Raw genomic sequence first — 21280 nt, 5'->3', positions numbered from 1 at the left:
CCTGAATCGTGCGACTTGCTTCAGAGCCGCTTGGCCATGAAGCAAGTGTTCTCGACCGGCGTCTCATAATATGCCGGGATATCGATGAATCCGGCATCTCGATAAATGCGTTGCGCCGCGGTCATCGTGGTCAGCGTATCGAGCCGCATCTCGCGATATCCGAGTTTGCGCGCATGGTCGACGGCCGTGGCCACCATTGCTTTCCCCAGACCCATTCCTCGCGCCGCCGTTACGACGTATAGCCGCTTCACTTCGCACAGCCCCGAATCCGGCGGACCGGGCAGCGGGCGCAAACAGACGCATGCGAGCGGCATACCGTCGGTTACATGGCGCGCGAGCCACAGCTCACCTGCCGGCGGCGCATATTTTCCCGGTAGCGCCGCCATCTCCGCATCGATCGATTGGAAAGACAAATCGATATCGAGCGACGCGACATAGGCGCGAATCAGCGCGATGCTGGCGGTCAGATCGGCATCGTTACGTACCGGCGTAATCGTAAAGGCGGGCTGCATGGCGGTGTCCTGCGTGAAACGACGAAGGGGCATTTTCACACGATCTTGTGTGATATCGCCGCTGGAAAGGGGCGGCGACCTGTCTCGTTCGCATCGGTCTTTCGTTCAGCGCGCCATCCGCGAGGACATCCCGGACAGGATATCGGGATGTGCCTGCACGACATCGCCGATCGATAACAGCAAGACGGAGAGGTGCAATAGCGAAGCTTGCATCGCGACGTCGGTGCTGCCGACGCTGGCGGCCTGGCGTTGCAGTCGTGCGGCGGCGAGCAGACAGATTCTGACCTGGCGTGATACCGGACTGCGCCCCAGATGGCTAAGTGCGGCTTCCACGGGACGTCGCGCGCGCGGTACGCGCGACGTCAGCAAACGGATCGTCATGACGGTACTGCCGAGTAGCCAGCTGGCCAGCAAGCGGCGAATCGCCTGTTCCTTGTCTTGGTCGCTCAGCGCCTTGCCGCCTGCGCCGATCGCACGCATCCGGTCGGCCGTTCGGCTCAGCCATACGCGTGGATGCGGCGGCCCGCCGGGATAGCTGCCAGTGGCGATTGCATGGCCGCGGACGATGCGCCTCAGATCGCGAAACATGGCGCGATCGAGGCGTTCGCGTATGCGTTGCGGGCGTTGCAAGAAGGCGAACGACAGCACGCCGAACACCAAGGCGCTGAAGGCGATGCCGCTTGCCGTGCTCATTGCGGCGTTCAGGAAGGTCACATCGGCGGTCCGGTGCGTGTTATCGGGGCCGATGAAATCGAGGAAGAAAATCGAAAAGCCGGTGGCGATCGCGGCCCATTGCGGCGTGCGCATGGCTACACCTACCAGGAGCAAGAAGGGCCCCAGCACGACGCATAACATCTCGAACCCCGAAATGGCGGGGATAAAGAAAGCGTTGCAGATTAACGCTGCAACGAACGCCCAGAGCGTGCCGGTGAGAAAGCCGATGCTGCCTTTCACCGGATTGGGGCGCGTTGCAAACAGGCCGCAAACGACAGCGGTGATTGCGACAAAGCCGCCGCCGTTCTGCCAGGCCGTGCCCCACCAGATCAGCGCGGCCGCCAAGACGGCGACGAATGCGCGAATGCCGTTCTGCCAGACCTTGGCCGTATCGACATGAAATGCGAAGCCTTGCAGCGTTTCGCGCCAGGAGGTCAGTGCGGCTTGCCTGCCGGGTGGCGTGTTGCCGGAAAGCGCATCACGGGCTTCGGCCAGCGCAGACAGCAGCAGCATCAGGCGGTCGAGCATGACCAGCCGCTGCGGGCTTGAACTGCCGTCGGGGTGCAATGCTTCTGCTTGCAGTCGCGCATCGGTCTCGGTGCGCAAGCGGGTGAGCAGTCGATCATCTTCGGCCATCTCGTTTTCGGGACGGCTGCCGGTATTCGCCAATCTCAAAAGGAGGGCCGCGGACGTTTCGATCAGCGGATCGACATCGGCGTCATAGCGCGGATCGTCGCGTTGCTCGCGAATCGATTGCGTTGCGGCCAGCATCTGCAGTACGGCGGCGTCGCCGCGCCGATATTGCCTTGCCTGTGCACGCACTTCGGCGGATGCCGCAGCCGCATATTCCAACACGGTGTCGCGCTCGCTCAGATCGGCGATCAAGCGATGCAGGGCCGTCGCGTTCGGTTCGGCCTTCAACGCGCGCCCGCATACCTCGGCGGCTTGTTTCAGATAGGTGAGGTAGCGGGTTCGAATGGCGGGACCCGGATCGTCGATCGAAAAGACGGCCGACATCAGGCCTTCGACGATGATGCCCAGCACGATGTAGATGACACGAGCCGTCGCGATATCGAAGGCCTGGCCGGGTGACGGCAGCGCCGCCATGGCGACGATCGCCGCCGTGTACCCGGCCAGGACGGCGCCGTATGAACGAAAGTTGCGCAATGCCGTCGCTAGCCCGGTACAGACGCCGACCCATAGCGCGAGGGCCGCCATCAGCAGGATTTCGGTTTGTGCAAAAAACGCGATCAAACCCAGTGCGACGATGGCGCCGGTCAGCGTACCGAGGATGCGATTGCGGCCCTTCGACAGGCTCATGCCGCGTGCGCCCTGTGCGACGATCCATACCGTCATCGCGGCCCACTTCGGCTCGTCGAGCTGCATCAGGAAGGCGATATACAGCGCCAGCATCGATGCGGTGGTGGTGCGGAGCGCAAACCACAAGGTACTGCGATTGATCAGCAGGAGCGGCGGCGCGCGATCGGGTCCCGCCTTCGATGGTGGCGATGGTGGCGTTGGCGGAGGGGGCGTGACGCGCGGTGACCGCGACGTCGTAGGGTGCGGAGGTGAAACGGAAGGATCGGGCCTTCGAGTGAGCCGGGACGTCAGGGACCAGATCATGCGGCAGGCGTGCGTCATCCGGAGAAGCGGCGCACGCGTATTGGGTGAGGGCACGTCCCATTGTAGCGGCGTAGCGCGAGAAGGTCCGAGGCGCTACTTACGACGGGCTTTCGGATTTGATGCTGGCGGGCGCGTCACATCGGGGCGTCATCGATTGTTGCGTGGTTGGTGTGGAGTCTTGTCGTGCGTCGTGCGGACCAAAGCAAAAGGCCGCAATCTCGTGAGAGATTGCGGCCTTTTGATGATACTGGTGGCGAATCAGGGAGGACATACCACTCTCTGAAAATGTCACACCGATTCAACAGGTTGCCGCGAAGTGAGCCAGGGTTCGAATGAAAAAACTGGCTCACGGATGCTATCACAGCCGATTCAACCATGCGAAACCAGCCGATCCACCCATGCGAAAAAGTGGGCGAAGGTCCAAATGCTGTCTTTTGCCCGGCATTGCTCGATAAAGTCGCTCGGGGCTGGCAAGGGGGCTGCCGTTTGTATTGGCTCCGCCTGGGTTGGTTGGGCCGACTGTTTCTTCACGAGCGGTGTGGGAAACGGAGGGACGCCCTCTGGTGGCTTGTAGGCCTTCACTTGGATCGCGACGTTCCAATCCGAACAGGTCGCTACGGACACGATGCCATTGTTGTGCAAGCGGATTCGATCGTTCCCCACGCCAGGATAATCGGGGGCGTTTTCGTAGTCGGCGGCGAAGGCCAAGATCCTGATCACGGACGGGGTCGCTAGTTGCAATAGCCAAGCCCCTCCAAGTGATAAGGCGACAGCGGTAAAAAAAGCACCGAACAATCCGTATCCCAAGCGATCAGCCCATGAGGCAGTCCTCCGAGCTTTGACAGCTAGGCTCGAGGATCGACGGCCATCCTCCGATTCAAAAAATACAGCCACGGACCTTGCGATCTGTGAAACAAAAGAAGGGAGCGGCAAAAAAAAACCGACGGTTGCCAAGAAGCCCCCGCCCAACACCATCCAGATTCCAATGACGCCCCAAAAAACCAAAATGGTGGTGGTAATAGGGAAATCCTCAGGCGGTAGGCGCAGTGCATCGGAAATGAAACCTTTCGCGAGGACGAGTCCGAATATGGTGAAAGTGGCATTAAAGAGAAGAAAAAATGCTCCTCCTACGAAACTTGTCTTGATTTTTAAAACGGTCGGCACCGCTCGAACGAGGAATGCACCGCAGACCATTCCAATACTGAGGGTGCCAGGGACGAGAAACCACTGACTTTTCGAACGAAATATGGCCAGCATGGCCACCGCCACGAGAGCATTGGCCAGGGACAGCCGTTGAGAAAAAAGTTGCCAGTTGCGACCCGGAACGGCGGCGTTTTGATCGGAAGCTTCAGGTGGCTGATATTGTGATTGATCCGTCATGTTTCTATAATTCTAGCGATGGGAATGGCCTCTCCGTCGCGGCAGGTTCCACGGTGAGAGATAGGCTAGATTTCTTTCGCTCTTGCATAGGCACCGCATCCGTCGGCAAAAGGGCAGCGACGTATTGGATCCTGGTCGAACCAGTGGTTCGACTGGCAAACACCCGAGTTGAAATCAATGTGATCCGCGATTTCAATTTTTCGTGCATAGACACGGTCTGCCCAAAACCCGCACACGACATCGGTTGGGGTCGGCACCAGCTGTGCGTTGAGATGGTGGAAGATCAGGCCGATGAAGATGTTGATCTGTTGTGCAAACTCGTCAAGTTCCGCAAAGACGTCATCGATCATCAAGACGGTGCCGTTTTTTTGAATACCGTGGTGGACGTAGGAGATTTTGTTGGTTTTGTCATCCAAGTGACACGATCCGATCGTCGCGTGCGTGAGTTCGTCGCGAATGCTTCTAATCTCATTGAACCAAGTGGCCGATTGGAGGGCCAAGAGTAGCTGCGGTGGAAAATCATCACCGATTTCGCCTTTGAACGCCCGGTCAAATGTTCGTCGAGTCGATTCGGGCAGATTCCGAATGCCTTTGTAAATGGCGTAGAGCACTTTTTGCGTGCAGTCCACGGAGGAATACAGCTCCGTGAACACCTCTTCGACCACGGCCGAAAACTCTTGCGAATGCTCTGCACTCGTGACTTTTTTGGTGTTGAGTTCTTCGTTATCGATTTTTAGATTGGGTGCCAGTTTCTGGGCAAGGCGTCGCAGGATCAATGCCTTGTTGAAATGGTTGGCGACTCCGGCGACTGCCTTTTTTTCGTAAGGTTTGAAAGTGTGCGTGCTTTCGTAAAATTGCTTGAACTTGTCCACTTGCCCCCAGTGCTCAGGGCCGAACACAAGCACGTAAGTGTATGGGATCAATTTGCTAACCGGATAAAGAAGGCATCGGCTATTCCGTGGCCTTGTGGACGAACGGTAGAGTGAACAGCGGGTTTCATCTGTGGACTCCCCATTGTTTAAGCCCGGAGCTGTGCCCGCTATACACAGAAACCCCATTGGCCTCCATCGATGTGCCTTGGATGATCAAGATAAGCGTGCTGACGCGAACGGCAGAGCGTTGTATGAGCCTCGAAAAGGCGTCGCGGTCCGTCATGGATGCACTCGGGCGAGCTTCGGGGTGTGTGTGCCATTCGCCCAAATACAAAAGCCCCCTCTGGGAACATTGGTCAATGTTGCGTTGAGCCGCGATTGGATTGGATCGAAAGGAGGTCCTCCGCCTCTCATCGCTTCGAAAGGGGCCCCAGGCCTCTGTGATTCGGACGGTGTCGTGTTCAACCTTCCCGAATAGTTGACCTCCTGCTTCGGTCGACCAGGGCCGCAACTGCCTGTATCTCGCGAGATGAACAAGTGCCGCCGCATCGATTTCCACGGTCTGCTCGAAGTCGTCATGCTCAAAGGTTAGTGATGTCATAACCTGTCTTGTGCGGATCAAGGCCACGGCATGATCCTCTCAGTCATGCTCGCGTCGAACTCCGCAGACACCGTTGCCCCCAACTCGATGGCTCGGGAGCGATCGCCAAGCCAGACCCGATAGATCGGAGTCAGGCATTTGTCGAGCAGTGTGTCGAGAGCAAGACGGGCGGCGAGTCCCACAGTGCTGTGCAAGTCTGTGGCTCCGTAGGGTTGAAACTCGTTGCCGCATCCAGCTTCAATGTGCGTGCCGACGGCGGGGGGCCAGTCGAGGGTCATGCGTAGCTTAGGAGCGCCTTTTGTGTCGAACAAGGAATGCAGTCTGGCGTCATTTGTGATCAGGACGGCATGCCCAGCAAGGGCGAACTCTTCGGTCCAGGCCACCAACCATTTTTGTTCCGATTTTTTGCTTTCCCGCCTGCGATCAATGCGTAGGTCCGTCGCAAGCGACAGACCCGCAGTAATCAATAAATCAGCGCTGTCTACCAACGAAGATTGTTCCGGCGACAAGTTCTCCCATTTTTTGCCCATGATCTCGACAGAACCGATATGAGGAAAATCTTTTTTGATCCGTTCACCCAGGGCGAGTGCTTTGTTTTTGCCGACATCTGCGGAACCCAGCAAATGTCGTGATGTGTTGTGACTGGCGAGTGGGTCATGATCCGACAGAATGAAATGGCCCACACCAGCCTGCGCCAACAGTCTGGCCAATTCACTGCCCAATGCTCCGCATCCGATCAGTGCAACCGTTTTATTGCTGAGGCGGTCGCCGGAGGGGTTGTGATCACGCCCATGGACCCATGATCTATCCGCACGCTGCACATTGAATCGATCAATCTTCTGTCCGGAATAGCAGGCAACAACGTGCTTTTCGGGGAGGCGATCGATGTTTCGAAAGCCTCTTAGTATTGATTTTTTTGCGGGGCATCGAAGCAATACCCCGGTGAATATCGGTCCGGTTGGCGTCGACATGCCCAGCAGAATTGGGCAGACGTTGGGGGGCTTCAACAGCGGGACGATAGATGATCGATCGACCATGGCGAAAATGTCATGACCATCGATCGGGTATTGTGCTGGGGTCAGTGGCTCATCCAGCATTTGAAACCATGCCCATAATGGGTCTTCGGGTTTCTTCTGACCTGCGTTTCGAAGCCACGAAAGCAGTTGGTCGCTCGATTCCGCAAAGACGAGTGTCCCTTGGTGAAGTCCGTAAACGATTGGCCGCGATTGCCCACCCGGGGCAAACAAAGCCAAGGCCCGCTGTTTCGTCGTCGATTCATGCGTCCAGTAGGAAACCGCTTCGCGTCGAAACTCCTCATTTCTTTTTTCTTCGTCAAAGCACAGGGCATTTATCGCATCTGATACGGCGAGTTCAACTCGACGAGAGATTTCCAAGTGCAAGGGGCGACGGACAAGGCACATCAGACCCGCAGACTCTATATGAGGCCAGCGGTTACCTAATGTGCCCAGAGATTGAGGAGCAAAAACTCGGATGTCCGATAGCGGAAAAACGTCATCAACGGCGAGGTAGAGGTGATCGACTGATGGGCGGGCTAACACTTCGCTGGGCACGTCAAGCCGCCAAGCCGCTGAGAATGCGAAACTTTGCGCTAAGGCCGTGAGCTCTGGCTTTCGAAGGCGTCGCCACTCTCCTGGCCAACGCTCTTCAAGTGCCGTTTCGACGTCAGCGTGCGCCGTCGTCGCGATCGGAGAAAGCATATGGTTCAACCGTATCGTGTTTCCCCGTCGTCGCGTCGATCGCTCGCAGATTCAGAGGCCACAGTAAAGCGTGCCTTTCCAGACCCATTATCTCCGCCGTCATTGGGGGACGGCTGCTTCGAAAAGAAGTCTGTTGCAAAAACATCATCCCAGGCTTGGCGGGCTTCGCGCCGAGTTGGGAAGTTGTCGAAAACGTTGAGCGTTTTCAAGGCGTCGCGAAGACGATCGCGAAGGTATGCAGCCTTTTCATCACCCTCAGCCGCAAGAGGATCGTCGCCCACTGGATGTTCCACGACCAAGGACAACACTAGGCGAGAATGAATCTTTGCCCATGTTTCCCGCAGCGATTCGTCGTCGCGGTCCGCCACCGGGACAAACTCGTCGCAGACCAACCGAGTCATCAAGATCCCGCTACCGGTTTTTTCTTTCCAGTCGCGACGGCTTCTGGCGTAGAACTTGGTCAATCGCACGACTTTACGCAATTGCTTGCCGTGAGCACCGACGTTGGCTTGTTGGTCTTTGAACCACCGGGAGACCTGGCGAGCGTCAGACACTGTCCACTCATCGCCGCTTGCCAGCTCATAGGTCTCTTTGCGATTGCCGTCCGCGTCCCTGCTGATTAGGGTTCGATAGACAGGAATATCGATGTGGTACCCCTGCGGATAGGGCTGCCTAACACAATTGTTGTGCACTTCGGCTTCTGATGCCAATCGTTGATCTTGTGCCAATGCACTGCGCACCCGTTCTTTCGCTTGTGCCGGGCTGATGACATTGCCATTGGCGTCATTGAGATCGTTTTCTTTGAAGTAGGCACCATCATCAATGTCGTATGCACACTCATCATCTTGCACCATCGTGTGCATGGCGTATGAGCCTTGCGAGTGATGGTTTGGAAGCGGATGTCCTTCGCGTTCGAGCCCGGTATTGAGTCGGGTCCGACCATTGTTGCGACGGTCGCGCATTTCCGTGCGGTCTGCGCCGGTCAGCGTGACTTTTTCGCCGTGGAAATTGCACATCTCTTTATGACAGTCGAACATTTCAGTTCTCCGCGACTTGCAGGTTGTTCGGGGGCGGTGCAAATGCCTGTAAAAATGCCTTAGCACACGGTTCGTTTCTAGCCTCAGCAGCCCAGAGAAAATCGACGTCTGATATGGCTTGACGTGAAAGGGCATTCAACACGTGAGGGCGAGCATCATCCATATTGGCCAAGTATTTTTGAAGTTCCGTGGATGGGCACTGGGCGGGCATCCGCCAAGCCGTGCTGCCTCCCCCTCGGATTTCTAAGATTTTCTTGGCGATATAATCGTATCCGACAGCTTGCGCATCGATGGAAGCACTGAGAATCCGCAGACCGCCCACCCATCCAAAAGCACCGCGATGGCGGCGAGCATCTTTGATTTCTTCGCCACCCTGGGCCGGCAACGACCCGAGCATGAAAAGTTCGATGGATTGTTGTGGACGCCCACCATCCTTACAAATCTCGACCGCCTCAATGGCACCCAGAGCTCCGGGATTGTTTGCCCACAGTCCCCCATCGGTGTAGACGGCTTGAACCCCTGTGTCTGGCTCGGTCAATCGAGCGAGGGAGCGGAGGATGGGTGCGGCCGTGCTGGCCATGCAAGCATCAACGAGCGTTCGATTGTCGTCGCGACCATTGAGCCGGCTCATGTGCCGCGTTTTGAAGACCACGGAAGCGTGGCGGCTCATGTCCACGGTGGGAATTGCCAAGGCAATTTTCCGGTGCTCGAGAACGTCAGCGAAAGTGGTTTGGCCGAGAGCCTTTTCCAGGACTTGGCGAAGGGCGATTTCGCCTTGCTTGTTGCCGGGGCCGAAGGCTTGAATTACCTTACCCAATCCGGGGATGGCTCTCCAAGCTTGGTAAGGAAAGATGGATGAGCCGTGTTTCTCGTAAAGATCGCGAACTTGGGATAGGGGGGTGCCAGTGGCGAGCGCGCATGCCACGATCGCGCCCGTGCTAGTCCCGACGATCAAATCGAAACACTGTCCGGGGTCCCGCATCGTCGACCCCGGATATTTCGCCGCCATCCGTTTCGCAACGATGTCCAGATAAGCGGCTTGATAGACTCCCCGCATTCCTCCGCCATCCAAGCACAATACTCTGTACGGCTTTGCCACCTTTCACCTGCTTTTTTAGCCAAACATGAAGGGACACGGAGCGGTCGCTCATCAGCTTTCCATGAGGCGAAGCTCATGCAAGTGAATTGCCATCGCGTAGATTGAAACTCCAAACAGTCAGCGAGCAAAACAATGCGGCGAACACTGAATTGACGCACCGCGCTCATCGCTGTCGCCAACAAGATATAAACGAGCGTTTCGTTCAAGTGAAAATGGGGTTTTCCTTGGAAAGTTAGAAGTTCGGCTCGATCATTACTCCCCTAGATCATACACCATATGTTGTGTTTTTTTGGGGGGATAATGGCATATATAGTTTGGTTGTGCCGCGCAGCCTGGATCTAGAACGACCTCTACATCGGTCTCGCAGCTGGCCGTTAGCCATTGCGACGAAACAAATTAGCAAAGGCTGTGCTCTTAGAGAGCAAGTTTTTTTTGGTTTAAGCCGTTGATTGAGATGCTTTACAATTTCGCCGGAGCGTTTTCGACGAACAACGTGCCACCTTGCAAAAAAGGTGCCGACAGGACGAGGGAATTTTATTTATGAAAGCTTGGGGAAAAATAAAACAAACGGCAGAGATAATCAAAGATGACGTTAAGAAAAATATATTTAGATTGTTAATTCTTTTTTTGATAATAGGTGTTCTTATATATTTGTTGAAACAATTTGGCGGGCTAGAAAAGACAAACTACAAAGCTTGGTTGGAGATTTTAGGGGCGGTATATGTGCTAATGGGCTCACTGGTCGCCGGTCTAGCTATCAATCCTTCTATTTCAGCCGCAAATGATGAGGCAAAAAGATTGGGTGAGATCGAAAAAAATCTCGTTACTTTCGAAAACAGCATTCCAGATCTGTTTCGATATGTGCGGGAAATTGTTGAATTTAACAAAAAAAAATGCAATCGAAAAGCGAGCAAATGCAATTGCATCGATATTTTATTTTCTGCTGTCGTTGCTTATTATGTTTGTGGGGACATTTTTTTTGGCGGCAGGTGCGTGAAATCTTCCGGGTGCATTATTTCGTAATTGACGCGAAGTGTGTGAATGAGAACAAAAGGAGTCACCGTTACTGCAATAAAAACTACCGCAAGTGCAATTTTATCAATCATGGAAAATCCCGTTTCGTTCGGCTTTTTCATACATCTCTCCAACCGGTGTGTTGATGGTGACTGTTGATTGGCACTGAGGCCGCGCGCACATTAGTTGCAGACAAAGGAGTTGTCAATGAGTCGATGGGGGGGGCAGGCCGACGGCTAGCCCGGGAAGGGGCCTTCGTAAATCATGGCATTACAATTTCATTCGTTACATATACACCTGACGCACTTGGCTGTGCCTTAGTTGTCTGCCGTCCCGGCAGACAATGTCTGCCACCCGAAAAGCTCGGTGTCTGACATCGAAAAAACGGCCACTGCCGAACCCACGCCGGTGTCGCCGATGCTATGAACGTGGACGAGCCACTTCCCGCCTTGCCGCCGCTCTGCCCACAGAAAATAAGGGGCACTGCCGCCTGAAATCGGAGCTGTCGCCTTTGTTTGTAAGGGTTTCGACAAAACGACTTCGCCATAGTCCGGCCAATTTGCCATGTCCACGGATCCCGGGGGGCCCATTCCATGGCCGTCAATGGCGACAAGCCGGCACTGCAACCGTCCTGTGTCGAGCCCGTCGCCCCTCGAATCCAGGGCACGCCGAGCCAGAATGATGGCCGTCGTCGCAGAAGAGTTTCCATGCCGCTCCAATTCCAATGTCAGCCAAGCCGGGAGCCGTTTCGGATCGTTGTTAGACATTTTTCTACTGATCCCCGCCACGTCTGCCAAATGTCTGACATGGATCGGTGCGGCACCGCGCCGCTGGATTGGAATGTCAGACATAGTGTCTGCCACGGTGCGTGCTGGGTTTGCAATGTCAGACACGATGTCTGCCATGCCGCCCGCCGGATTTGGAATGTCAGCCACGATGTCTGCCAGGGTGTCTGCTGGGCGTGAAAAGTCAGACAGCATGTCCGACAGCGTATGCGCCGAGGCCATCACGACCCGGGAGGCATCCGCACCACGAAGGTAAAGGGAAGCCAATTCGATTGCTCGGTCAATTGCCTCAACCGGTGGCGTGATTCGGCCTTCAACGCTCGCGATAGCCATCAACGCTTCCCGTCGAGCTTTCGTCAGTCGCAAAGTCAGGCGTTCCTGCATCCAAACCGCGTCCGTCCCGGACGATGGGGGGCGCGAGCTAGTGGAAGACAAATTGTCGATGCTCAAAGCTTGTTCCATGAATGGCGGCCTGCTACTTAAACGATTGGATGGGCGAGGGGAGTGAAGGGGCTGGGCGTCCACAAACGAAAGGGGTGTAGGAGCATCCCATGACCAAACCCCGACCCCAGCGACATGCGAGGCCAAGGTCAGCGACGCAGAATTAGTGTTGCGACCGGCGGTGGGCCTTGTGCGGGTTGAGGCGTCTTCGAGAAGCAACCCTCTGAGACAACAACAGGCGGTTGACTCGCCGATGGCCCATAAGACTGCGCAAGATCACTCATGACTGGCAACCCGTCGCGCTGCCTCGAAGGCTCAAGGTGTCGCTTGCCGAGATCGTTTTTCATACGGTCAACAGACTCGACAGCACTGCGCAGTGGTGCGGCCCAAACCACCGCCGTGGCTTCCCGTTCCGTTCGCAAATTGTCGAGAAGGCCACGGCTTTGGCGGGCGATGGCGACAACACGCGCCAATAGCGATTCGACCTTGTTTTGAGCCCAGCCCTCGAAGAAGCTCATGACTGACGTGCGTGAAAAACCGGCCTGGGGTTGCGTCACCGTCTCCGACGGCAAGGTAATCGAGGGCGTCGGCATGACTGTCAATTTGGCGTCTGGCATCGCGGGAGTTGCTTCCGATGACTTCTGTTGTCGTCTAGGCGTCGCCTCGTGCGCCATCTCTGCCCGCGCTTCCGATGCGGCTGCCGCGTAGTCGAGTGTCGTGCCTTTGGCTCGACTCGGAGCCAGCCGGGCCGCTAGTGCTTTCACCATGTCTGGTCGTGAGAGCGTCGGGGCCTCCCCGGAAGCGACCGAAACAAACTCGGATGCCTCGGCGAGCAGTGCCGACTCGTCCACGAACAAATCCGTCGAGAACCGTGAGCGACTCGCCGCGACATACGCCCACTCCCGACCCGCCACGTTTGGATTGAGCAACACGTGAGCGGAATCAAAGGTGCGCCCCTGGCTCTTGTGATTCGTCAGGCAATAGGCCAGATCAAACCGGGCAAAGGCGGCTGGAATAAATAGGTGAGTGCGCCCATTGGCGTTCGGTTCGTCGAGTTCAACGATCAGTGTTGCCTGCGGCTGATCCGCCAAGGTCGCGGGGGCCGCCGTTGCCACGGAAGCTGTAAGTTCCATGGAAGTGGACGAACCCGATGGGGAAGAATGGGACGGCATCGAGAAGGGCTTCGATGCCGGAGTGCGAAAGGCGCGAAGGGTTCCGGTCGCCCCGTTGACGACGCCCAACCGATCGTCGTTCTTTGTGAAGACGATGCGGTCGCCTGGCGCGAACCGCCGCAAACTCAAGGATTCATCCCGTTGTTCGATGAGCAGATCAAGCCCTTGTGCATCGTTGACGGCATGACGCTCGATCTGGGATCGTCTGGCCAACGCGTTGAGCTCGGCAACTTCCAAGCGAGTCGCCGCTATCATCGTTTTTTGCAATAACGGCGTGGGGTCATTAAGCCAGGACGCAACGATGGCCTCCCTAGCCGCAGTGGCGTTTGCCGCAGTATGCAACTTGCCTTTGGCGTCGAGGGTCGTGAGCGCTTCTAGGGCGTTGCCGGTGGCCAGTTGCTTGACGGCCTCTCGGGACCATGCGTAATCGAAGCGGGCTCGCCAGTCCGTGAAACCGATCTTCAATCGCTCGTCGCGTTGGCACAGTTGCTCCACGGCAGCGAGCTTGCATTCTTCCGGCAATCGCCGCAATGCCTGCGTCTGCGACGCAGTTAAGCCGTGGCCGAGCAGGGCTTGCTGATCCAGCCAATCGAGCAGTGGGGCGAAGTCTGTCTTTTGTCGCTGGATATTCGAGAGTTCCGCTTTCCCGTGCTCCCGCACAAGAGACGCAAAGATTCCGCCCCCTTCAACAGGCTGCAACTGTTTCTGATCGCCAACGCAGACCAATTTTGCCCCGTGCTTCAAGACGGCCTCTTGCAGCGTCGCAAACTCGGACGATCCCACCATCCCCGCTTCATCGAGAATGAGCACCGTCCGGTCAGTGATTCGGTTTTTCCCGCGACCCAGTGTCAGCAGCAAGCGAGCGATCGTGCCCGAGCGAACGCCAGTCTCTCGTCCGAGATTGAGTGCGGCGGCGGCAGACTGCGCACATCCCACAACGCTGAAACCTGCTTCTTTGTAAGCGTCGCTTACGGCTTTGAGGAGCGTGGTTTTGCCTGTTCCGGCCCATCCTTCAACAAAGGCATGGCGTCCCGTCTCGCAGCCGATATGATGGGCAGCCGCCCGTTGTTGATTCAAAACGACTGGCACCCCAACCTGGGAGGACAATTCCGCTTCGAGGGCATAGAAATGCTTGTCCAACAATGTCGTTGCGAGAGCATGATCGCGGCACGCAGCGTTTTCCGAGACCCGAGCCGAAATCGATTGCTCTTGATGGACCGTGGTCTGGGTCGTCAGAACAGGCGTGAGCATTTCAGTCGCCCCCAAATGAATGACGTGTTCGCTTGTCAGCGTGCGATCCAGATGGGCGAGACATTCTTGCGCATCCCAACGACCCATCGCCATGCGGCAGATGATGAGAAGGGCGTCGGAGGGAGCGATGCACGACTTCTCCCGTGTCAGCTCAGCAAGAAGCGTCTCTTGGTCGATAGCGAAGTGGTCAACTCCCCCGGATTGACCTGTCGCCGATGCAGCAGGCTTCAAGGTCGGGGCCGCCCGCATCGCCTTCACCGAATCCGGTGTGATTCCAAGCGCCGACGCCTTGCTTCGGAACAGGCCCAGTAGTTCCGCTAGCGGCGGCTCCGCTTTGGCGGATCGTGTTTGCAAGGCTGCGCGCCCCTTGGCCCTTGCGTCGGGGCGAGCGTCAGCGTCTGTCGCGGGTGCGTCGCCGGCACTTCTCTCAGTAGCAGCTTTTGCTGCAAGATAATCTGCAATCTGGTGGCTGCGCGTCGACAATGCAGAGCGTTGCGCATCCGTGATTCCGTTAATCGTGAAATAGCCATCGGGCGTGGGCTCAACGGTAAAGCCGAGAGCACGCATTTGCGCCGCCAATTCCACACGAAAGAGAATGCCCGCCGCCATTTTTCTCTCAAACACGGGTCGGGTTTCGAGTCCACTCCATTCATTCACCCCCGCTCGCTTGCCAAGGTTGAAGAAAAACCCATGGACATGCAGTTGGGGGTCGTTCTCCCGACTAGCGAAATGAAAGTAGCAGGCGGCCAGGGTGGCGTCGGCCCGTTGCTTCTCGCGACCGCCCGCGCTATGGCGGGTCAGCGCTCCGGTTTGGGCGTATTGCAGTGCAACTGCTGCCGCCAACTGCACACTGCGAATGATCTCGCGTTGCAATGTCGCGTCGGCCCCAGCAAAAACAGCGGAGACATCTTTTGGGGGTGAAAGCGTCATGTCTAGACCCATCACATGATTGTCGCCAGCAGTTTTGAATAGCGGTGCACCAGTCAGTGGATGAAATCCACGGGCCAAGCGATCCACCTGGTCAGCCGCGACGTGCTCGCTCAGGCCTAGTGCCTCCACACCGCGCCCAATCCAAAACGGTGGTGGGCCTTCGAGCTCTTTCCCCAAGACGTAGTCAGCGAAGTCCGACTGATTCGACATGCGCGGGATGTCAAGATATTCGTGGTAGTTGATATTGCTCCAGCCTGCACTCCGTTGAGTGCCAGCGCTGTGGATTTTTGTGATTGAAAGCATGGCGTCCCCGTTGATATTTTTGTTTTACTTGCAGAAGCTGCCGCCGCTTCGATTAGGGCGGCCATTCGACAGGCATTACTGCATCCGAGCAACCATGTCATCCGCACGCAAGTTCGCGTAGCGGTTGAGCATGTCGAGACTGGAATGACCGACAATGCGCATGATTTCGAAGACGCTCAGCTCGCGTTTGTTTTCGATCATCCGGCTCACCCCCTCATGCCGAAGATCGTGAAAACGAAAATCTTGAAGCCCGGCTCGCCTCACATAGCGTTGGAACATTGATGAAACACTGTGCACGTTTTGCATCGGATGGAAGACACGGGTCTGTTCCGGATCGCGGTAGTGCCACAGCAGTGTCATTACCCGCATGGCGCGACGGCTCAGCGGAATCGCTCGTTTTTTCTTGCCTTTGGTATGGTTCGCGGGAATCGTCCATACGCGTTTGGACAGATCAAACTCAGACCAATCCGACAGAATCAGCTCCTGCTGTCGAGCTGCCGTCTCAATGGCCAGCCAGATCAGATAACGCCAGTGTTGCCGCCTGGGTGTCGTGATCGCTCGCAGTTGCTGCATCAGAAGCCGCATCTCGGGCTGTGGCAGGCGACGTTCCCGTGCGTTTTCCCAATGCTTTGGAAACATCTTGGTTGAAAAGCGCAGCCTGGGGACCTCGATATCCAGGATGTCCGCTTGCCATGCCAATGCTCCGGACATCACAATCATGTGCTTGCTGATTGTGTCGTAAGTGAACGGTGTTTTGCGGTTGGTTAATTTCCCGCGCATGCGATCGATGTATCCACGAATCCACGACGGTGTCATTGCACCGATTTTCACGCTGCCAATGTTGTTGATGATGGTCTTGGACAACGACTTATTCATTTGCGTCGCTTCGGGGCGCGCGACGAAACGCTGGATCACGTCGCGTGCGAGCATGTCTTTGTAAGCGACTGAGCAGGGTGGTTTCACCTTTTTCGCAAGTTTGGCTTGCTTGGTTGATTCCTTTTGCAGCAAGGTCTGAGCTTCTTGCGCAAAGAGCTCAGCCTCCTCGCGTAGAGAAAAAGTTTTTACAAGTGAGGGTTGTCCTTTCACGCGCACATGCACTTGCCAAGTAGAGGGGGCGTTCTTGCGTGGGCGTTCGACGATACTGGCCATGGGTCTTCTCCTTTTGCGAGCGGATATCTATTAAGGCGGTCGAGAAGGCCAGAAAAAGATACCGCTCGGCGGTTGTGCTGCAACACGCTATCCCGGGGTGGGTTGTAGCGCTGCAATCGCGGACATTTCCATCCCAAAAAAAACGAGGCCCCGCAAGGGCCTCGAAGGAGTAGAACAGTGAGGTTACCTAAGCGTCGATTTGTGGGAGAAGGAGACGATCGGAACGAATAAAATTGGACGTTTCTGATAAATTATTGATAAATAAGATCTTATTTTTTTGGCGGAGCCGGGCTTAGACATTGACTTTGCGTGCTTTTCGACGAAAAAAAGCCTATTGCTGCGCTGCAAGTTTCTGTTTTTGTCCGACGAACGGTGGATGAATGGAGGGATCGGAGGGCGTTCATTGCCGCCGCAGAAAAGCCGTTTGTCTGCATCATGCGATTTTGCTGTGAACATTGCTGGACTGGGCCGCCATAAGAAAGAAGGGCAGGATTTCACTGCACACACAAAGCGGAGGCGGCCATGACATCAAGAGAACTCAGCCCAGTCGGATCGGGTTCAAGCGAACAACACCAACCCAGGCAAGACACGCGGGATTGGCTTAGAGACCGGTATGGGATTGACGGTGAAGTCGTGAGAGCCGCAGCGTTGGCTCGTGTGTTAGGCATGACACCGCAGAGCATTCGCCGGGGCATGCAGAGCGGTCAGTTCTTTTTGCCTTGCACGCGAATCTTGTCCCGCACCGTTGTCAAAGTCGAGGACTTGGTGCGGTGGTTGTCCCGATCTGCCCCGACTGCACAAGTCGACAAAGGTCAACCAAAAAACTCTGTGGGGGACGCTCGAATCAAAGAACGAGCATTGGTCAATATGCGGAAAAAGCAAAGCTTGCTGGGCAGAACACAGCAAGATTGACCCGTAAAAAAACCGCTTATTCGAAGCGGTTTTCCGATTTATCCCTATGCCTGTCGAGCTCGGACTTCGCATCGGACCCTCAGAGAACGGCCGCTTGCAGAACGTCCCAAAGGAACGCCGTCATAGCGGTTGCGGGCCTTTGAGATGGCCCGTTTGACGCGTTCGCGAGCCGCCACATAGGTCTTCACAGGGATGTGCAGAGCCTCACAAGTTTGCTTCCTAGACCGTTCGGCCACGATGCCGTCGAGAACGAGATTGGCAAGCGGATCATTGACCAAAATTGCACGAGCATAGGCGATGACCCGGGCCGCTGACTGCACGCGCTCCATCATGAGCATTCGATCTTCTTCGGACGGCCCGTTCTCCTCAAAATGCACCCGCATGGACGCCCCATCATCGTCACCATAGTCGCTCAATGAGCACGCTTTGTGATCGTGCAGTTGTCGGTCAGCGTCAGCAACACTTCGAATCGCATTGCACATGAAAGACGTGAAGCGAACGTCGAGACACCACCGCCGTTCTTTTTCCAGTGCTTTCAGGAGCACCTCGTGAAGCAAGTCCGATGGTTCTGAAAAAGAAGTGGCACGGCAATAAAAGCTGGCCACTTTTTCGAGTCGAGAGCGTTGTCCTTTCGTGAGTTTGCAGAAGGCTTGAAAGATTTGATCGACGCTGGCTTGTTTCTTCATGCTCGTTCCCTTTGCCCTGCCTCTTTGCGCGGATTACACAATTCAAGCGGCGTGGCCTTATTGACTAAGGCTGGTCAAAACGGTTATTGACGTGTCAACCTTCGCGTTTTCTGACCGACGGCACTTCCCGCCGTTGGTCAGTTCGCCGTGAATTAAGCCTTCGACACCCGCCTTAACGCTTATGGAGTGCTGGAAAAGACCTGTCTTTTCGTGCTCCGGAGTCCGTGCTATTGGCACGCAACAGGCGAAGGAGCAAGGAGGCAAGGGTGCGAAGAAAAATCGGAACAGAGAGCGGCCATGCGGGCTCACCGCCAACCCTGCCGAGACGGCAATGGTCGGCGTGGGCGGCAGCCAGTTCGGTGTATGGCTTCATGGCGGCCATAGCGGTGTTGATTTTGGTTTGGCGACCGTTGTTAGGGTGGTCCGCGCCCTCCGGGTCATTGGCATTGCACGCTAGCTATTGGGGCAAATTGGGAGTCGGCCTCGTGTTTCCTGACGTTTTTGTAGACGACCGAATCGCCTATATCAATTATTGGTCGAGCTTGGGTGCATGGCCATGGTTCGCCGTGGTGGGGCGACTGGCCCTTGCAATGGGATCCGCCCTCGCTCCGAGCGTTTTTCTCGCGCGTCACTATCTATCGGCTCAAGATCGGCTGATCCACCTGCGTGGAGGGCGGCGGTATGTGGGGCGTGTTGCACTCAAAGAGCTCAATCGCAAGCTGAAAAGCCGCGTGCGACGCCATGCAGACCACCCGATTGCACCGGGCGTCGTTTTCCCCGCAGATCTCTGGACACGCCATGTATTGATCGTGGGCGGCGTTGGGGCTGGCAAATCAACGTTGTTGCGTCCACTGATCAACACCATCATTCGAGCTGACGAATTGCTGTTTCTTTTCGATCCGAAGGGCGAGTTCACCAGCAGCTTTACCAAGCCCGTGCTGATTGCACCTTGGGACAAGCGTTCTTACGCCTGGGATATCGGTCGAGATTTGCGAAACTCGGCGGACATGACCCGCTTCGCTGCGGCTACTATTGCTGATAGTCATGATCCACTGTGGTCCAACGCGTCGCGTCAAATCTTGGTGGGACTGATGCTGTATCTACAAGGCACGATGGGAACCGGGTGGGGATGGCAGGACTTGGCTGATGCGATTCGACTGCCGCAAAAGCAGCTTCTCGTGATCATGAAGCAATGGCACCCCGTGGCGATTCGGGCAGTCGAGGAAGCGAGCATCACAACCACTGGCATTCTGATCAACCTCGGTGCTTTTTGCTCGCCCATCTTCGACTTAGCTGCCGCTTGGGGCCATCTTCCACAGGAGCGTCGCGTTAGCCTCGTCGATTGGATATCTGAAAAAGCTCGGCATCGACAGCTATTGGTGCAAGGCCATGGTTCGTATTCTGAGCTTACCAAAAGCTATGTCGCGGCGATGGTCGAGACCATTTCCGGTGTGGTGAACAGTGTTGAAATGTCGGACAGCTTCACGCGCAAGGTGTGGTTTGTTGCGGATGAGTTTCCGAAAATGGGCCGCATTCCCGTGTTGCCGTTGTTCGAGGTCGGTCGCTCGCGGGGCGTCAGGTGCGTTGTCGCCTGTCAAGATTTTGGGCAACTCGAAGAGCTTCACGGTGAAAAAGCGGTGCGAGCACTGCTCGCAATGTGCGGAACGCTTGTCGTGGGGCAGATGATGTCGGGAAAGACGGCAAAAGAAATCTGTGAGGTTTTGGGCATGCGAGAAGTGGAACGCCCCTCTTCTGGCCAGGGCGGTGGATCACGCTCGACGACCAGTGGAGGGGCCGTTGGAACGTCATATAGCCGCGACGAAATGCAGATGTATCATCCGTCCGAGTTCGCTAGCCGGCTGGGGCCGACGCCGGATCAACGCGGCGTGCGAATGATTGTCTTCACGCAGGGCGATGCGCACGAACTCGTGTGGCCCCACTTCCCAATGCCTGTGCGTCGGCGAGCCCACGTGCCTGCTCAATGGACGATAGGGGCCCTTGCAGGGCCGCAGTCATTGCCGCCAAATGGCCCCTCCGGTGAGTCGCTCGCCCATCGGGGGCACGGCATCGACAGTCCCGGGGACGACGCTGATGCCGCGCGTGTCGCCGTGCTCAACGAGTGGCTCGGCCGCCCAGCTTTGCGGTCGAATGGGAAACCAATCCATTCCTCTGATCAGTGATCGCTCTCTTGGGATAGAACACCATGGACAATGCAGGAACACAATACGCTAGGGCACAAGCCACTGACCTTCATGGTCGGGAATGCGTAGCCCCGGAAATCACAGGCCCGTTTGCAGGGGCACTGGATGACTTCGACTGCGAAATCCTAACTCCCGGGGCGAGCGACGAGCCGCACTACTATCGAAGGAGTGTCAGGGAGCTCCGAGAACGCCTTCGCAGAGACAGGCTCAACGTATTGAAGACGTCCGTATCGGAGCTGAGGGGCTTCGCAAAAGGTCTGGTCGTAAACGTCTGCCAACTTTGTGCACGACGCTTTTTTTGAAAGCAGGCACCGGACCAGTTCATTAAAAAAACTTGCTTTCGAAGCCACGGCTTACGTCTCTGTTTTCGCGGAGGTAAGTCGCGAGGCCTTTCCCTTCATTTGCCAAAGACTTTAGTTTTTCGACCTCGAAGTGTCCCGTCGCTGCATACGAATAGCGGTATTTCATTCCGGTTTTGAACTGAACCACAATGAAGTCTGCACCGATTTCGAAGCCCGCCACAGGTGAATCACCCGCGATGTTTTTGTATCGTTCCATGGTTCGATTCCAATGCTCGAAACTCGATCGATTTATTCTACGGCTGATCAAAAGAGCGGGAAGGCGAGAGGTTGGGCCAAAGGTGCGGTCAAATCCGATCGTAGCCGTATTTGACCTCAGGGTGGGCCGCCACATATTGGGCCAGTCCAGAGCCCTCGGAGGCCAATTGTTTCATGGCCTCCACATGCTCATTTCCAACCCCCGCATGCGAATAACAATAAATCTTTGCATTGCGGACGAACTTAATCTTGATGTGCTGTGGGCCGAGTTCGTAAGCTTCAATCAGTGACACGCCCGAGCGGTTCAGATAGCGTTCCATTCT

Annotated in this window: 15 protein-coding genes; 2 read left to right on the top strand and 13 right to left on the bottom strand. The window is 56.2% G+C overall.

Features of this window, described 5'->3' with window-relative positions; all coding sequences use genetic code 11:
- Window positions 1–20: 20 nt before the first annotated feature.
- The 7 genes from ABEG21_RS12300 to ABEG21_RS12270 all read right to left on the bottom strand — a co-directional run bounded on the left by ABEG21_RS12300 (window position 21) and on the right by ABEG21_RS12270 (window position 9556).
- On the bottom strand, window positions 21–545 hold the full coding sequence (locus ABEG21_RS12300; RefSeq protein ID WP_347554869.1) for a GNAT family N-acetyltransferase: 525 nt from the start codon (window positions 543–545) through the stop codon (window positions 21–23).
- A 72-nt stretch (window positions 546–617) separates the two neighbouring features.
- Entirely contained in the window at window positions 618–2672 is a 2055-nt protein-coding gene (locus ABEG21_RS12295) for an FUSC family protein (protein WP_347554868.1), read from the bottom strand.
- Between the two features lie 546 nt (window positions 2673–3218).
- On the bottom strand, window positions 3219–4229 hold the full coding sequence (locus ABEG21_RS12290) for a hypothetical protein (RefSeq protein ID WP_347554867.1): 1011 nt from the start codon (window positions 4227–4229) through the stop codon (window positions 3219–3221).
- 65 nt (window positions 4230–4294) lie between these two features.
- Window positions 4295–5101, bottom strand: coding sequence for a hypothetical protein (locus ABEG21_RS12285; protein WP_347554866.1), 807 nt, complete (start codon window positions 5099–5101; stop codon window positions 4295–4297).
- 618 nt (window positions 5102–5719) lie between these two features.
- Window positions 5720–7420 (bottom strand): ThiF family adenylyltransferase, encoded by a 1701-nt coding sequence (locus ABEG21_RS12280; RefSeq protein ID WP_347554865.1) that lies wholly within the window; start codon window positions 7418–7420, stop codon window positions 5720–5722.
- Between the two features lie 5 nt (window positions 7421–7425).
- Window positions 7426–8457, bottom strand: coding sequence for a cyclic GMP-AMP synthase DncV-like nucleotidyltransferase (locus tag ABEG21_RS12275; RefSeq protein WP_347554864.1), 1032 nt, complete (start codon window positions 8455–8457; stop codon window positions 7426–7428).
- 1 nt (window position 8458) lies between these two features.
- Entirely contained in the window at window positions 8459–9556 is a 1098-nt protein-coding gene (locus ABEG21_RS12270; protein ID WP_347554863.1) for a patatin-like phospholipase family protein, read from the bottom strand.
- A 540-nt stretch (window positions 9557–10096) separates the two neighbouring features.
- On the opposite strand from ABEG21_RS12270, the gene ABEG21_RS12265 reads away from it, so the two are divergent.
- A complete protein-coding gene (locus ABEG21_RS12265) occupies window positions 10097–10579 on the top strand; it encodes a hypothetical protein (RefSeq protein ID WP_347554862.1) in 483 nt (160 codons plus the stop codon).
- 308 nt (window positions 10580–10887) lie between these two features.
- Here ABEG21_RS12265 and ABEG21_RS12260 read toward each other — a convergent pair whose 3' ends face one another.
- From ABEG21_RS12260 to ABEG21_RS12245, 4 genes are all read right to left on the bottom strand, one after another.
- Window positions 10888–11817: a hypothetical protein gene (locus tag ABEG21_RS12260; protein ID WP_347554861.1), complete on the bottom strand. Its 930-nt coding sequence runs from the start codon at window positions 11815–11817 to the stop codon at window positions 10888–10890.
- 128 nt (window positions 11818–11945) lie between these two features.
- Window positions 11946–15452 carry a MobF family relaxase gene (mobF, locus tag ABEG21_RS12255; RefSeq protein WP_347554860.1) on the bottom strand — a complete coding sequence of 1169 codons (3507 nt, stop codon included), beginning with the start codon at window positions 15450–15452 and terminating at the stop codon, window positions 11946–11948.
- A 75-nt stretch (window positions 15453–15527) separates the two neighbouring features.
- Window positions 15528–16601: a site-specific integrase gene (locus ABEG21_RS12250; RefSeq protein WP_347554859.1), complete on the bottom strand. Its 1074-nt coding sequence runs from the start codon at window positions 16599–16601 to the stop codon at window positions 15528–15530.
- Window positions 16602–17557: 956 nt separating this feature from the next.
- Complete coding sequence (locus ABEG21_RS12245; protein ID WP_347554858.1) at window positions 17558–18199, bottom strand: hypothetical protein; 642 nt, start codon at window positions 18197–18199, stop codon at window positions 17558–17560.
- Between the two features lie 266 nt (window positions 18200–18465).
- On the opposite strand from ABEG21_RS12245, the gene ABEG21_RS12240 reads away from it, so the two are divergent.
- On the top strand, window positions 18466–20379 hold the full coding sequence (locus ABEG21_RS12240; RefSeq protein ID WP_347554857.1) for a type IV secretion system DNA-binding domain-containing protein: 1914 nt from the start codon (window positions 18466–18468) through the stop codon (window positions 20377–20379).
- A gap of 345 nt (window positions 20380–20724) precedes the next feature.
- Here the strand turns inward: ABEG21_RS12240 and ABEG21_RS12235 are convergent, their stop codons facing one another.
- Window positions 20725–20958 carry a hypothetical protein gene (locus ABEG21_RS12235; RefSeq protein ID WP_347554856.1) on the bottom strand — a complete coding sequence of 78 codons (234 nt, stop codon included), beginning with the start codon at window positions 20956–20958 and terminating at the stop codon, window positions 20725–20727.
- Window positions 20959–21046: 88 nt separating this feature from the next.
- The gene (locus ABEG21_RS12230) at window positions 21047–21277 is read right to left on the bottom strand and encodes a hypothetical protein (protein ID WP_347554855.1); all 231 of its coding nucleotides are present in this window, start codon (window positions 21275–21277) and stop codon (window positions 21047–21049) included.
- Window positions 21278–21280 lie beyond the last annotated feature (3 nt).

Source organism: Robbsia sp. KACC 23696, assembly GCF_039852015.1.
Lineage (GTDB): Bacteria > Pseudomonadota > Gammaproteobacteria > Burkholderiales > Burkholderiaceae > Robbsia.
The sequence above is the reverse complement of the archived record's forward strand: the minus strand, read 5'-3'. Positions and strand labels throughout refer to the sequence as shown.

What these genes read in the sequence shown, in the direction of transcription:
- ABEG21_RS12300 (WP_347554869.1), bottom strand. Translation starts at nt 545, where the DNA reads ATGCCCCTTCGTCGTTTCACGCAGGACACCGCCATGCAGCCCGCCTTT.
- ABEG21_RS12290 (WP_347554867.1), bottom strand. Translation starts at nt 4,229, where the DNA reads ATGACGGATCAATCACAATATCAGCCACCTGAAGCTTCCGATCAAAAC.
- ABEG21_RS12280 (WP_347554865.1), bottom strand. Translation starts at nt 7,420, where the DNA reads ATGCTTTCTCCGATCGCGACGACGGCGCACGCTGACGTCGAAACGGCA.
- ABEG21_RS12275 (WP_347554864.1), bottom strand. Translation starts at nt 8,457, where the DNA reads ATGTTCGACTGTCATAAAGAGATGTGCAATTTCCACGGCGAAAAAGTC.
- ABEG21_RS12265 (WP_347554862.1), top strand. Translation starts at nt 10,097, where the DNA reads ATGAAAGCTTGGGGAAAAATAAAACAAACGGCAGAGATAATCAAAGAT.
- ABEG21_RS12260 (WP_347554861.1), bottom strand. Translation starts at nt 11,817, where the DNA reads ATGGAACAAGCTTTGAGCATCGACAATTTGTCTTCCACTAGCTCGCGC.
- mobF (WP_347554860.1), bottom strand. Translation starts at nt 15,452, where the DNA reads ATGCTTTCAATCACAAAAATCCACAGCGCTGGCACTCAACGGAGTGCA.
- ABEG21_RS12250 (WP_347554859.1), bottom strand. Translation starts at nt 16,601, where the DNA reads ATGGCCAGTATCGTCGAACGCCCACGCAAGAACGCCCCCTCTACTTGG.
- ABEG21_RS12245 (WP_347554858.1), bottom strand. Translation starts at nt 18,199, where the DNA reads ATGAAGAAACAAGCCAGCGTCGATCAAATCTTTCAAGCCTTCTGCAAA.
- ABEG21_RS12235 (WP_347554856.1), bottom strand. Translation starts at nt 20,958, where the DNA reads ATGGAACGATACAAAAACATCGCGGGTGATTCACCTGTGGCGGGCTTC.
- ABEG21_RS12230 (WP_347554855.1), bottom strand. Translation starts at nt 21,277, where the DNA reads ATGGAACGCTATCTGAACCGCTCGGGCGTGTCACTGATTGAAGCTTAC.